We start from the raw sequence: 12,531 nt of genomic DNA on the forward strand, positions 1-12,531 counted from the left end.
TCCTTCCCCTGACCGGAACGGAGCCTGAAAAATGACCCGAATGACAGCGAAAGATTTCCCGCCTGAACTCCTCGAATATTTTGATTTTTACGTGCACGGCAAAATGACCAAACGTGAGTTTCTTGATCTCTCGGCGAAGTTTGTGGCAGGCGGATTGTCGCTGGCTGCACTGACAACGCTGATGACGCCGAACTATGCCTACGCCGAACAGGTGCAATTCACTGATCCGGATATTGTGGCGGAATACATTCAGTATCCGTCGCCGCAGGGACACGGCAGCGTGAAAGGCTATCTGGTGCGTCCGGCCAAAGTGACCGGTAAAGTGCCTGGTGTGGTGGTGGTGCATGAAAATCGCGGGCTGAATCCGTATATCGAAGATGTCGCGCGGCGGGTGGCGAAAGCCGGATTTGTCGCGCTGGCGCCGGACGGGCTGAGTTCGGTCGGCGGTTATCCGGGCAATGATGAAAAAGGGCGCGAACTGCAAAAACACGTTGATCCGACCAAACTGATGAACGACTTTTTTGCGGCGGTAGAATTTCTGATGCACCACGAGACTGGCACCGGCAAAGTCGGCATCACCGGTTTCTGTTACGGCGGTGGCGTGGCGAATGCGGCGGCGGTGGCTTACCCTGAACTGGCGGCCGCCGTGCCGTTCTACGGGCGTCAGCCGAAAGCGGAAGATGTGCCGCGTATCAAAGCGCCGTTATTGCTGCATTATGCTGAACTGGATAAACCCATTACCGAAGGCTGGCCGGCGTATGAAGCGGCGCTGAAGGCCAATAACAAAGTTTATGAAGCGCATATTTATCCCGGCGTGAACCACGGTTTCCACAATGATTCGACGCCGCGTTATGACAAAGCGGCGGCGGATTTAGCGTGGGAAAGAACCATTGCCTGGTTTAAAAAGTACCTCGAACCGCAGACAGAAAGCGCATAAAAGAAAAGGGCGGGATCGCAAAATCCCGCCCTTTTTTTACGTTTCAGACGCCCGTTATGATTTCAGGATGCCATCGAAATCCGAGGCATCATGGCGCTCTTCCAGTTGTTCATCACCCCAGGTGCGGTTCACAATGCGTCCGCGTTTCACCGCCGGACGGCCCGCCACTTCAGCCGCCCAGCGCTGGAAGTGCTTATAAGATTCGATGTCGAGGAATTTAGCCGATTCATACAGACCGCCCTGCGCCAGGCTGCCATACCAGGTGAAAATGGCGATATCAGCAATCGTGTATTCTTCCCCGGCAATAAAACGGTGTTCAGCAAGCTGACGGTCTAATACGTCGAGCTGGCGTTTGGCTTCCATCGTAAAGCGGTTAATGGCGTATTCGATTTTGACCGGCGCGTAATGGTAGAAGTGACCGAAACCGCCGCCAAGATACGGCGCGGAACCTTGCAGCCAGAACAACCAGTTCAGGGTTTCAGTGCGACCGGCGAGATCTTTTGGCAGGAATTGGCCAAATTTTTCCGCCAGATACAGCAGGATGTTGCCGGATTCAAACACGCGGATTGGCGGTGTGGTTGAGTTATCCAGCAGCGCCGGAATTTTTGAGTTCGGGTTAACGTCAACAAAGCCGCTGGAGAACTGATCGCCTTCATTGATGCGGATAATAAACGCATCGTATTCCGCACCGCTGATGCCCAGCGCCAGTAACTCTTCCAGCAGGATCGTCACTTTCTGGCCGTTCGGCGTGCCAAGGGAATAGAGCTGAAGCGGGTGCTTACCCACCGGCAGCGTTTTTTCGTGCGTCGGGCCCGCTATCGGGCGGTTGATGTTCGAGAACTTGCTGACTTCATCTTTATTCCAGGTCCAGACTTCAGGGGGCTGATACTGTTCTGACATTGCATTCTCCGCATCTTTTTTTGAGGTTAAGACTCAAAAGTCTAGCAGGAGATAATCAATGGTGACGCTGAGAATGTGCCTTCGGGGCGCGGCTAACTGGCGGCAGGATACAACCCTTTGCGCTTCCATTTCACATCGGCCACTGACTGGCCGTTGTGAATTCTCCCCTGTAACAGCAAATTGAATTTCGCGCCGGTAGCGCGCATCAGGCGGCTTTGCAGAATATACACTGCCTCGGTGCCCAGCTCGCGGCACGGCAAATGCACGGCAGTGAAACTTTGTGCCGCTGATGTTTTCATGTCGTGCGCAAAATCGATACTCATCACCGAAATATCTTCCGGGACTTTAAATCCGTATTCGTTCAGGGCATCAATGGTGGCCTGTGCAATCTGATCGCCTCCGCATAAGATGGCTGATGGCATGGTTTCCCGTTTATGCCCCCGGAGATACTTCTCAATATTTTCTCTCGCCTGTTCCCCTCCGCTGCCATGATTGACCAGCAAATGCAGGGCTTCGTCGAATACCACATGGTGTTCAAGGCAGGCGCGTTTAAAGCCATCGAGGCGCTGCATCATGGTTTCACGACGCAGGTCGGTGAACAATAAAACGGGGCGGTGACCTCTGGTAAACAGATAGTTGGCGGCACTGTAACCGATGGAATAATGATCGGCAGAAACACAGTCCAGACGCATCTCGCTGTCCTTGGCGTTGATCATTACCACCGGTTTGTTAGATTCTGCTGCCAGCCGATACAGCATCACGTCATCAATACCGATAATGACAATGCCGTCGACATCCGGCTGATGAAGTGCCTGCATAAAAACAGCGATATCCGGTTCATTGACTGCCAGCGCGCATTTACGTATGTGAATATCAAAACGCGCAACTTCCGCCGTTATTTCCTGAATCACTTCATAATAATAACGATCTTCATGGGGAGAGAAGGCGGCGGGTGGCGCACAGAGCAACAGGCAATTCATTAACAAACGGCTGGCCGGAATGTCACGCAAAATACCCATTGTTCTGGCATGGGCAAATACTTTCTCTTTTGCCTGGAGACTGACATTGGCTTTCCCTGCCAGCACACGGGAAACGGTACTCGGAGAAAGCCCGGTTAACTCCGCTATTTGCCTGATTTTTAATTTTCCCGTCATTTTGTGATCAATGCCTCAAATGGAGATGGACTTATTGCCATGGTTAACTGGTTGTAATTCATGGGCTATTCAGCATGATAGCAAATTCCGTAAACGGCACTGCAATTCCTGTCACAAATAACAGTTGTTGGAAAAAAAAACCATTATTACTCTCCAGAATATAAACCTCAGAAACAAAAAATAAGGTATTTATCTGTGCTGAATCTATAAAGAATTCAACACGGTGACGCCCTTTATGCGGCTTAAATCCGCCAGCTGTTCGGTTAAATATAAGGAGTAAGAGAATGCTGAAAATAGCCATTATTGGTACGGGTAATATTTCACATAACCATATTCAGGGATATTTAGAGTTTGCTGATCGTTGCCAGATTGTTGCGCTGGTAGATATTTATCCTGAAAAAGCGGAAGAGAAAAAACGGCATTATGGCCTGACGAACGCCAGGGTCTATGCCAGCCATGAGGAAATCCTTAATGATGCAGATATCGACATTTTTGACGTCTGCACGCCGCCGTATGTCCACGCCGAAATCTCGATTAATGCGCTGAACGCAGGCAAACACGTGTTGTGTGAAAAGCCGATGGCGGCGTCGTTACAGGAATGCGACGCGATGATCAGCGCGGCGCAGGCGAGCGGGAAAACGCTGTCAATCATCGCGCAAAACCGTTTTACCGACGCGTTCTGGCGGCTGAAAAAAGTGCTCGATTCCGGTGAGACCGGCAAAGTGTGTCATGCACAGGTGGATTCTTTCTGGTGGCGCGGTCATTCCTATTACGATTTGTGGTGGCGCGGCACCTGGGAAAAAGAAGCGGGCGGTTGCACGCTCAATCACGCCGTTCACCATATTGACGCGATTCAGTGGATGCTCGGTTTTCCTTCTGAAGTGGTCTCGATGATTACCAACGCTGCGCATGATAATGCCGAAGTGGAAGATCTCTCGGCGGCCATTTTCAAATATGACTCCGGCGCACTGACCCAACTGACGGCTTCCGTGGTGCATCACGGCGAAGATCAGAAGATTGTTATTCAGGGCGAGAAAGCGCGAATTTCAGCCCCGTGGGACAAATACGCCAGCATTTCTGCGCCGAACGGTTTCCCGATTGATGCGCGTGACACGGATCGTGAAAACCAGCTTGAAGACATTTACCAGTCGATTCCCAAACTCACTTATACCCTGCACACCGGCCAGATCGACAATTTCCTGACCGCACTGGAAACCGGTACCGCGCCGCTGATTGACGGCATTCAGGGCAAGCGTTCACTGGAACTGATTGCCGCGATTTATAAATCCGCCATTACCCGCAGCATTGTGTCACTGCCGTTGTCGCCGGAAGATCCGTTTTATCAGACCGGCGGGCTGGTTTCGCTGGCACCGCACTTTTACGAAAAATCAGCATCGGTGGAAAACTTCGCCAATGAAGATGCGATCCCTCTCGGCAAAAATATGGATAAAGGAGCCTGAACATGAGCAATAAAGACGGTATGAATTATGCGCCGGTAGGGAAACCGCAACCTGTGGTAAAGCCCGGTGAATTCGTGTTTGCTGCTGCGGCCCTGGATCACGGGCATATCTACGGTATGTGTAACGGGTTGATCGAGGCGGGCGCCAGCCTGAAATGGGTTTACGATCCGGATCCGGTAAAAGTGGAGAAGTTTGTCGCCCAGTATCCGCAGGTTAAGGTCGCGGAGTCATTGCAGATACTCCTTGATGACCGTGAAGTGCAGATGATCGCGGGGGCGGGCATTCCGTCCGAACGCTGCGCGCTGGGGCTGAAAGTCATGGCAGCCGGGAAAGACTATTTCAGCGACAAAGCGCCGCTGACCACGCTGGAACAACTGGCGCAAGCGAAGGCCAAAGTGGCCGAGACCGGGCGCAAATATGCCGTGTATTACAGCGAACGCCTGCACGTAGAAAGTGCAGTCTTCGCGGGCCAGCTGGTGCATGAAGGGGCGATCGGACGCGTGATCCAGACGCTGGGTACCGGCCCGCATCGCGAGGGCGAAGGGCGTCCCGACTGGTTCTACGAGAGAGAGCGTTTTGGCGGCATCCTGTGTGATATCGGCAGCCATCAGATTGAACAATTTCTGTTTTATACCGGCAACAGTGACGCGCAGGTTGTGGCGGCTCAGGCTCTTAATTTCAATCACCCGCAGTATCCGCGTTTCGAAGACTTTGGCGACACGATGCTGAAAGGCGATAACGGCGCACGGGGTTATTTCCGCTGCGACTGGTTCACACCAGAAGGGCTGAGCACCTGGGGCGACGGCCGTCTGACGCTGCTCGGCACCGAAGGTTATATCGAGATCCGCAAATATGTTGATCTCACGCTCGGCGAGCAGGACGTGGTGTATCTGGTGAATCAACAAGGCGAGTTCCGTTACCCGGTTTCCGGCAACGTCGGCTTCCCGTTCTTTGGTCAGTTGATCCTCGATTGCCTGAACCGCACCGAGCACGCCATGACCCAGGAGCATGCGTTTAAAGCTGCCGAGCTGTGCATCCGGGCACAGATGCTGGCAAACGGAACCCACTAAACGGGAGCAGATGATGAAAACTCTCCAGGCTGCGGTGATCGGTTGCGGGTCTATCCATACCTGCCATGTGGCAGCGATCCGGCACGAACCGGATTGCCAGTTAAGGGCGATTGCGGAGTGCGATATTGGCAAAGGCCGGGCGCTGGCGCAGGAATATGGTTGTGATTTTTACACGGATTATCACGAAATGTTGTGCGATCCGCAGATTGACGTGGTGCATATCTGCCTGCCGCATCATCTGCACAAGGAGGCTATTCTCGCCGCGCTGGCGGCGGGAAAGCATGTTTTTACCGAGAAACCGGTGGCGCTGAATATCGGAGAAGTCAGCGCCATTAAACTCGCGGCGTCACAGGCTGCGGGGCTGACAGGCGTGTGTTACCAGAACCGTCTGAATCCTTCCAGTCAGAAAATTAAAACGCTGCTGGAAAGCGGGCAACTGGGCAACATGCTGAGCATCAAAGCTATTCTGACCTGGTCGCGCAGTGGTGCTTATTACAGCGAAAGCCTGTGGCGCGGGCGTTTTGCCACTGAAGGCGGCAGCCTGCTGATCAATCAGGCGATACATACGCTGGATTTAATGCAGTGGTTTGGCGGCGGTGTTCTCGCGCTGAAAGGCGTGGTGGAAAGAACCTTTCTCAGTGAACTGACTGAAAATGAAGACACAGCGATGGTCAGCCTGAAAATGGGCAACGGTGCGCATGGATTGTTTTACGCAACGAACTGCCACAGCACCGATTCACCGTTGCTGCTGGAAATTCATTGTGAAAAAGGACTGTTGCAGTTGTATCACAACGTGTTGTGGCTGATTGAAGGAGAAAATAAAACGCTGCTGATAAGTGATGACAGCCCGTCAGGAACAGCCAAAAGCTACTGGGGCGACAGTCATCGTCAGGCAGTCTCGAATTTCTATCATTCTGTACGTCATCCTGAAGAACAAAATTATATCTCTGTTTCACAAGCCGCAGTTTCCCTGAATATTGTCGGTGCGATTTACCGCTCCTCACAATCAGGGAAATGGATCACGCTGGCTGATTAAATCTCTATTAATAATAACCCTACATTCACAGGATAATAATAATGAAACCTACTGAACGCAGAGTAGGTTACGGCACGGCTATAGGCTATGGCGTAACTGATTTATTTGGCGGTGGTGCATTCGCCGTTATCGGTACCTGGCTTTTATTCTTCTATACCATGTATTGCGGATTAACCGTTTTAGAAGCGGGATCTATTTTTGCTATTGCCCGTGTCATTGATGCCGTATTAAGTCCGATCATGGGTTATATCACCGATCACTTCGGAAATACCTGGCTCGGAAAACGGTTTGGTCGCCGCCGGTTTTTCCTGCTGATCAGTTCGCCACTGATGTTCCTGTATGCGCTGGTCTGGGTAAAGGACATGGGCTACTGGTATTATCTTGGCACATATCTGTCGATTGAATTACTTTCAGCGATGGTGCTGGTGCCGTGGGAAACGCTGGCCGCCGAGATGACCAACCGCTTCGGCGAACGTACCCGTCTCGCCGGTGTGCGTATGATTTGCTCGCAGCTCGGCGGTTTCCTGGCTGTGTCTGTGCCGGGCGTCATCATGATGTTTACCGGTAAAGATAATCCGATGACGTATACCTATACCGGCATATTCTTCGCCACGGTATTTTGTATCGCGGTATTCACCACATGGCTGTGTACCTGGGAAGCCAAAGACGTGCGGGATCCGAATGAGCCGGAACCGGAAATGGAAACAGGCGGCAGTCTCTGGCATCATCTGAAGAGTCTGGTTTTAGATTTTATCTCATCCTTTAATATCCGCATGTTCCGCCAGCATATTATTATTTATATTGCTTCCTTTACCGCCATGGACGTATTCGGTGCCGTCTTTACCTACTATGTGGTTTATGGTCTGAATCAGGATGTGGGATCGGTTTCCGGATATTTAAGTGTGGCGGCCTTTGTTTCTGTGCCATCGACGATTGTTTATATGATGGTGATGGAACGACTGAATCTTTCGCCTTCTGCCGCGCTGCGAATCGCCTATGGTTGTATATTCTTTGTGCTGGCTGCTCTGTTTTATATTTATATCACCAACGCAACGGTGCCGTTAATTCTCTTTACTTCCATCTTCGTTATTTTAGGCTTTGGACGTTCAGGGCTTTATTATATTCCGTGGAATATTTACAGCTTTATCCCGGACGTCGATGAAATAGTCACCAAAAAACGTCGTGAAGGAATTTTTGCCGGTGTGATGGTGTTTACCCGTAAAAGTACCGTTGCGATTGCCATCATGGTGATTGGCCTGGTGCTGGAAGAAAGTGGATTTGTGAAAGGGCAGGGTGCTCAGCCGCTCAGCGCGTTACACGCGATCATTGGCCTGATGATCTTCGCCACCGGTACGTTGCTGGCGATCAGCTTCTACATGACCTTCAAATTCAAGCTGACGCGGGACACACATAAAATCCTGATCAAGGAAACCGCCCGTCTGAAACTGGGTGGCGCGCAGGAAGACTGCGATGAGGTGTCACGTAAGGTGATTAAAGATCTGACCGGTTACGAATACAACGAAGTCTGGGGCGGGAGCGCGACACGTAAAACCGCGAGGGAAAAGTTAGCGATTGAGTAACCCGTAACCTGCGGGCCGCAACCGGCCCGCAGGTATTTTCTGTCAGTGATCCTGCGCGGGCAGGGTCTGGTTTCCGTCACCCAGCGCGAGCTGCATAAACACGGTGTCCAGCCAGCGGCCATGCTTAAATCCAACGCTATGCAGGGTGCCTTTCATCTGAAAACCGGCGGCGAGATGTAAGCCAATTGAGGCTTTATTTTCGCTGTCACCGACGTTACCGATCAACTGACGATAGCCGTGAGTTTCCGCCCAGTCTATCGCCCGTCGCAGCAGCGCTTTACCCGCACCGCGTTTCTGAAAAGCAGGATCAATATAGATAGAATCCTCCAGCGTGTGGCGATACGCATAGCGTTCGCGATAATGACCCAGATAGCAATATCCCTTCACTTCATCCTCATGCAAAACCACCAGCCAGAGCAAACCTGCCTCTTTAATCTTCTTCAGCCGGCCCGCCATCTCGCGTTCATCCGGGGGCTGTGTCTCGAACGAGGCGGTTCCATGGAGAACGTGCCAGGCATAAATTTTCTGTATCGCGGGAATATGCTGCTCTCCGGCTTCAATAATTTCCATTCTTGCAGGTTCTCATCAGTGTTTTCTCTTCCGTCTACTCTTTCCCAAATGCGTCAGGGAGGGCAAACTTTTTATGACTGATATAAGTAAAAGATCTGGATGTCCGGACTTAAGCGGGGTCATGTATATGCTTTTTTCTTCTTAGCGATGCTTTATTGGTTTTTTAAACAGCGACCATCCTCCTGTTATAGTCATTTTCATTACGCATTAGCGTTTATTTTTTAAGGAAAAAAAGTGAAACTGACGTTATCTCATTTACGCACGGGTGTTGTGTTTTTGCTGGCAGGATTACTGCTGGCGGGTTGTGATCAAAAAAGTGGTGATGCAAAACATATCAAAGTCGGCGTGATTAATGGCGCAGAGCAGGATGTGGCAGAAGTGGCGAAAAAGGTCGCGAAGGATAAATACGGTCTGGACGTCGAACTGGTTGGTTTCAGCGGCTCATTATTACCGAATGACGCGACCGAACATGGCGATCTGGATGCCAACGTTTTCCAGCACCGTCCGTTCCTCGATCAGGATAACAAAGCCCACGGCTACCATCTGGTGGCGGTCGGCAACACCTTTGTGTTCCCGATGGCGGGTTACTCGAAAAAAATCAAAACTGTGGATCAGCTGAAAGACGGCGCGACGGTGGCGATCCCAAACGATCCGACCAACTTAGGCCGTGCACTTCTGCTGCTGCAAAAAGAGAAACTGATCACGCTGAAAGAAGGCAAAGGCCTGCTGCCAACGGCGCTGGATATCACTGCAAACCCGCATCATCTGAATATTATGGAGCTGGAAGGCGCGCAGTTACCGCGTGTGCTGGATGACCCGAAAGTCGATGTGGCGATCATCAGCACAACCTATATCCAGCAAACCGGATTATCACCGGTGCATGACAGCGTGTTTATCGAAGATAAAAATTCGCCATACGTGAATATTCTGGTTTCGCGCCCGGACAATAAAGATGCGGAAAATGTGCAAGAGTTTCTGAAATCCTATCAGTCGCCAGAAGTGGCGAAAGCGGCAGAAAAAATCTTTAACGGCGGCGCGGTTCCGGGCTGGTGAGGGTGTTTGTGGGGAATATTATGAGCATTAAAATGGTGTCCCCTACAGGAATCGAACCTGTAACTAGCCCTTAGGAGGGGCTTGTTATATCCGTTTAACTAAGGAGACACGGGCGCCTGTGGAAAGCGCCCGCGTAGTATACCCATTTTTCTCGTAATAATAAGGCATCAGGCTGCCGTTTGGTCGTTTCCTCGCCACTCAGGGCTTCGCGGCCTCTTTTTTCGCTGCTTCCTGCTCCTCTTTTTTCGCCTTCGCTTTCTTCTGATTACTCATATCGTTGCGGATCTGCGCGTGGCTTATCAGCGCGAAGATAAAGGTGCCGCCGAAGATGTTGCCGGCCAGTGTCGGCAGGGCGAACGGCCAGATAAATTCATACCAGGGAATGGCGCCCGAGAACACCAGATACAGCACTTCTACCGATCCGACCACGATGTGCGTCAGGTCGCCAATCGCCACCATATACGTCATCAGCATGATCACCCACAGTTTGGCGGTCCCGGCAGAAGGGATCATCCAGACCATGGTGGCAATCAGCCAGCCGGAAACCATACCGCCGACAAACATACCTTCGGGGTCTTTTTTCATGATATCCATGCTGATGGTGCGAAACGCCTCGTCGGTTGCCGTGTCGAAAAAGGGCACCAGATGAAACACCAGCGCCGCCAGGCCGCCGCCGATGACGTTACCCGCCAGCACGATGCCCCATAAACGCAGCAACAACAGAATGTTTCTGCCGGTCGGTTTTTGCATGATGGGTAACACGGCAGTAACGGTGTTTTCGGTAAATAACTGCTGGCGCGCCATGATCACAATAATGAACCCGACGGTATAACCGATATTTTCAATGAAGAAACGTTCCGGTGTATCGGGCAGGCGGGCGTGAAGAATGCCTTTCGCCATCAGCGAGGCGCTGATCGACAATCCGGCGGCAATTGCCGACCACAGCAACGCCTGTCCGTCGCGCTCAAGCTCTTTTTCACCTTCCATGCGGATAACTTCGTGAACGGCGGCTGCTTTCGACGGCAAGTTCTCTTCACCGGTCTCGATTTCCTTTCCCTGTGTATGTTCGTCACTGTCAACATCCTTGTCATTGTGATGCTGTTTTTCTCCGGCCATCGTTGTTCCCCAAAAGTAAAGCAAAGTGATTGCAGATATGTTCATGAGTAAGCATAGGCGAGGCAGGTGAATTATGAGCAGGTATACAAAAAAGTTACAAACCGTTAACCCATGAACCTGATGGAACATTTCAGAAGATGTTTGCCGGATTTCAGGCTTTTCAGCCGGGTAAACTGTGCCTCCCTGAGCTGCGTCGCGCCTGACGCCTGTGATATGATGCACACTTGTGAAAAATAAGAGACATCACCATGTTTGAAGCCCTTGATCTGAGCTGTGTTCGTGATGAACGAACCCTGTTTAGCGGCTTAAGTTTCACTATCGAACCGGGCGAAATGGTGCAGATCGAAGGCCGTAACGGTGCCGGTAAAACCAGTTTACTGCGTATTCTTGCCGGGCTGTCCTCTCCGGACGCCGGTGAAGTCCGCTGGCAGGGTGTGAGTACCCGCCGTCAGCGCGATATTTTCCATCAGCAGCTTCTGTACCTCGGCCATCAGCCCGGCGTAAAGTCAGTGCTTACTGCGTTTGAAAACCTTGCCTTTTATCTGTCTGTGAATGGCCCGATGGTCAGAGGTAATGCCAGCGCGGAAGCGATTTATCAGGCGCTGGAAAACGTCGGATTGCTGGGTTATGAAGATGTGACGGTGGGGCAGATGTCCGCCGGGCAGCAACGCCGCGTCGCACTGGCGCGTCTGTGGCTGAGCGATGCGCCGCTATGGATCCTCGATGAACCGCTGACCGCCATTGATAAACAAGGCGTTGCCACACTGATTGCGCTGTTCGAACAGCATGCGCAGCGGGGTGGAATGGTGTTGCTGACAACGCATCAGGATTTGCAGGGTGTTAACCGCGACGTGCGAAAACTTCGTCTGACCAGCGCAGAGCCGGTGTGACGCGAAGGGGATATAAAAGGAATGTTTACGAAAGTCCTGCGCCGCGAACTGAAAATTGCCTTTCGCAAAAGCGCTGAAATTATCAATCCGCTGTGGTTTTTCCTGATTGTGATTACGCTGTTCCCGTTAGGGATCGGCCCTGAGCCTGAACTGCTGGCGCGCATTGCGCCCGGCATTGTCTGGGTCGCCGCGCTGTTATCTTCCCTGCTGGCGCTGGAAAGATTGTTCCGTGATGACTATCTCGATGGCACGCTCGAGCAACTTCTGTTATTGCCTTCGCCGCTGGCACTCACGGTTCTGGGGAAAGTATGTGCTCACTGGGTGGTGACGGGGTTGCCGTTACTGATCCTTTCACCGCTGATTGCGCTGCTGCTTTCGCTGGATTTTGAGACCTGGAAAGCCGTCGCACTGACGATTTTACTGGGCACGCCGACGCTGAGTTTTATCGGTGCGATTGGTGTGGCGCTGACCGTCGGGCTGCGCAAAGGTGGCGTTCTGCTCAGTCTGCTGGTATTGCCGCTGTATATTCCGGTGCTGATTTTTGCCACCGGCGCGATTGATGCCGCCTCGATGTCGATGCCGATCGGCGGTTATCTCGCCATTCTTGGCGCGATGCTGGCAGGCAGTGCAACGTTAGCGCCTTTTGCCACCGCCGCCGCTTTGAGAGTGAGTATCCACTGACACTTTTTGCCGGTAAAAGGCGATAGCACAGAATTATTTTACGTGTCGTTACAATAGAGAAGAAAAAACGCAACCTTTGACTAA

General features: G+C 51.8%; 12 protein-coding genes and 1 tRNA gene. 8 read left to right on the forward strand and 5 right to left on the reverse strand.

The window, feature by feature from the left end; translation table 11 throughout:
* Nucleotides 1–31 precede the first annotated feature (31 nt).
* Nucleotides 32–937 (forward strand): YghX family hydrolase, encoded by a 906-nt coding sequence (gene yghX, locus GW591_RS01515; RefSeq protein ID WP_166859986.1) that lies wholly within the window; start codon nucleotides 32–34, stop codon nucleotides 935–937.
* 54 nt (nucleotides 938–991) lie between these two features.
* On the opposite strand, the gene yghU is transcribed toward yghX, so the two are convergent.
* Together yghU and GW591_RS01525 are read right to left on the reverse strand one after the other, a co-directional pair.
* Entirely contained in the window at nucleotides 992–1,837 is an 846-nt protein-coding gene (gene yghU / locus GW591_RS01520; RefSeq protein ID WP_013574501.1) for a glutathione-dependent disulfide-bond oxidoreductase, read from the reverse strand.
* A gap of 92 nt (nucleotides 1,838–1,929) precedes the next feature.
* Nucleotides 1,930–2,991, reverse strand: coding sequence for a LacI family DNA-binding transcriptional regulator (locus GW591_RS01525; RefSeq protein WP_013574502.1), 1,062 nt, complete (start codon nucleotides 2,989–2,991; stop codon nucleotides 1,930–1,932).
* Nucleotides 2,992–3,275: 284 nt separating this feature from the next.
* Between GW591_RS01525 and GW591_RS01530 the strand changes: the two genes are divergently transcribed.
* Genes GW591_RS01530 through GW591_RS01545 form a run of 4 tightly spaced genes read left to right on the forward strand, consistent with a single transcriptional unit; the run spans nucleotide 3,276 to nucleotide 8,137 of the window.
* On the forward strand, nucleotides 3,276–4,451 hold the full coding sequence (locus GW591_RS01530; protein ID WP_013574503.1) for a Gfo/Idh/MocA family protein: 1,176 nt from the start codon (nucleotides 3,276–3,278) through the stop codon (nucleotides 4,449–4,451).
* 2 nt (nucleotides 4,452–4,453) lie between these two features.
* A complete protein-coding gene (locus GW591_RS01535; RefSeq protein WP_013574504.1) occupies nucleotides 4,454–5,521 on the forward strand; it encodes a Gfo/Idh/MocA family protein in 1,068 nt (355 codons plus the stop codon).
* A 13-nt stretch (nucleotides 5,522–5,534) separates the two neighbouring features.
* Nucleotides 5,535–6,557, forward strand: coding sequence for a Gfo/Idh/MocA family protein (locus GW591_RS01540; RefSeq protein ID WP_131638960.1), 1,023 nt, complete (start codon nucleotides 5,535–5,537; stop codon nucleotides 6,555–6,557).
* A gap of 41 nt (nucleotides 6,558–6,598) precedes the next feature.
* Nucleotides 6,599–8,137 carry an MFS transporter gene (locus GW591_RS01545; protein WP_166859988.1) on the forward strand — a complete coding sequence of 513 codons (1,539 nt, stop codon included), beginning with the start codon at nucleotides 6,599–6,601 and terminating at the stop codon, nucleotides 8,135–8,137.
* Nucleotides 8,138–8,179: 42 nt separating this feature from the next.
* Here GW591_RS01545 and GW591_RS01550 read toward each other — a convergent pair whose 3' ends face one another.
* Nucleotides 8,180–8,707 carry a GNAT family N-acetyltransferase gene (locus tag GW591_RS01550; protein ID WP_037036282.1) on the reverse strand — a complete coding sequence of 176 codons (528 nt, stop codon included), beginning with the start codon at nucleotides 8,705–8,707 and terminating at the stop codon, nucleotides 8,180–8,182.
* Between the two features lie 234 nt (nucleotides 8,708–8,941).
* Between GW591_RS01550 and nlpA the strand changes: the two genes are divergently transcribed.
* Nucleotides 8,942–9,760 (forward strand): lipoprotein NlpA, encoded by an 819-nt coding sequence (gene nlpA / locus GW591_RS01555; RefSeq protein ID WP_126124689.1) that lies wholly within the window; start codon nucleotides 8,942–8,944, stop codon nucleotides 9,758–9,760.
* A gap of 33 nt (nucleotides 9,761–9,793) precedes the next feature.
* On the opposite strand, the gene GW591_RS01560 is transcribed toward nlpA, so the two are convergent.
* Both GW591_RS01560 and GW591_RS01565 read right to left on the reverse strand, forming a co-directional pair.
* Nucleotides 9,794–9,868: transfer RNA gene (locus GW591_RS01560), tRNA-Arg, on the reverse strand.
* 90 nt (nucleotides 9,869–9,958) lie between these two features.
* A complete protein-coding gene (locus GW591_RS01565; protein WP_013574521.1) occupies nucleotides 9,959–10,876 on the reverse strand; it encodes a formate/nitrite transporter family protein in 918 nt (305 codons plus the stop codon).
* A gap of 248 nt (nucleotides 10,877–11,124) precedes the next feature.
* On the opposite strand from GW591_RS01565, the gene ccmA reads away from it, so the two are divergent.
* The gene (gene ccmA, locus GW591_RS01570) at nucleotides 11,125–11,766 is read left to right on the forward strand and encodes a cytochrome c biogenesis heme-transporting ATPase CcmA (RefSeq protein WP_112151228.1); all 642 of its coding nucleotides are present in this window, start codon (nucleotides 11,125–11,127) and stop codon (nucleotides 11,764–11,766) included.
* 21 nt (nucleotides 11,767–11,787) lie between these two features.
* Complete coding sequence (ccmB, locus tag GW591_RS01575) at nucleotides 11,788–12,447, forward strand: heme exporter protein CcmB (protein ID WP_013574523.1); 660 nt, start codon at nucleotides 11,788–11,790, stop codon at nucleotides 12,445–12,447.
* Nucleotides 12,448–12,531: the final 84 nt, after the last annotated feature.

Source organism: Rahnella aceris (assembly GCF_011684115.1).
Lineage (GTDB): Bacteria > Pseudomonadota > Gammaproteobacteria > Enterobacterales > Enterobacteriaceae > Rahnella > Rahnella aceris.

Coding starts and splice junctions, on each gene's coding strand:
- GW591_RS01565 (WP_013574521.1), bottom strand. CDS start 10,876: ATGGCCGGAGAAAAACAGCATCACAATGACAAGGATGTTGACAGTGAC.
- GW591_RS01530 (WP_013574503.1), top strand. CDS start 3,276: ATGCTGAAAATAGCCATTATTGGTACGGGTAATATTTCACATAACCAT.
- yghX (WP_166859986.1), top strand. CDS start 32: ATGACCCGAATGACAGCGAAAGATTTCCCGCCTGAACTCCTCGAATAT.
- GW591_RS01535 (WP_013574504.1), top strand. CDS start 4,454: ATGAGCAATAAAGACGGTATGAATTATGCGCCGGTAGGGAAACCGCAA.
- GW591_RS01540 (WP_131638960.1), top strand. CDS start 5,535: ATGAAAACTCTCCAGGCTGCGGTGATCGGTTGCGGGTCTATCCATACC.
- GW591_RS01550 (WP_037036282.1), bottom strand. CDS start 8,707: ATGGAAATTATTGAAGCCGGAGAGCAGCATATTCCCGCGATACAGAAA.
- yghU (WP_013574501.1), bottom strand. CDS start 1,837: ATGTCAGAACAGTATCAGCCCCCTGAAGTCTGGACCTGGAATAAAGAT.
- GW591_RS01525 (WP_013574502.1), bottom strand. CDS start 2,991: ATGACGGGAAAATTAAAAATCAGGCAAATAGCGGAGTTAACCGGGCTT.
- GW591_RS01545 (WP_166859988.1), top strand. CDS start 6,599: ATGAAACCTACTGAACGCAGAGTAGGTTACGGCACGGCTATAGGCTAT.
- ccmB (WP_013574523.1), top strand. CDS start 11,788: ATGTTTACGAAAGTCCTGCGCCGCGAACTGAAAATTGCCTTTCGCAAA.
- ccmA (WP_112151228.1), top strand. CDS start 11,125: ATGTTTGAAGCCCTTGATCTGAGCTGTGTTCGTGATGAACGAACCCTG.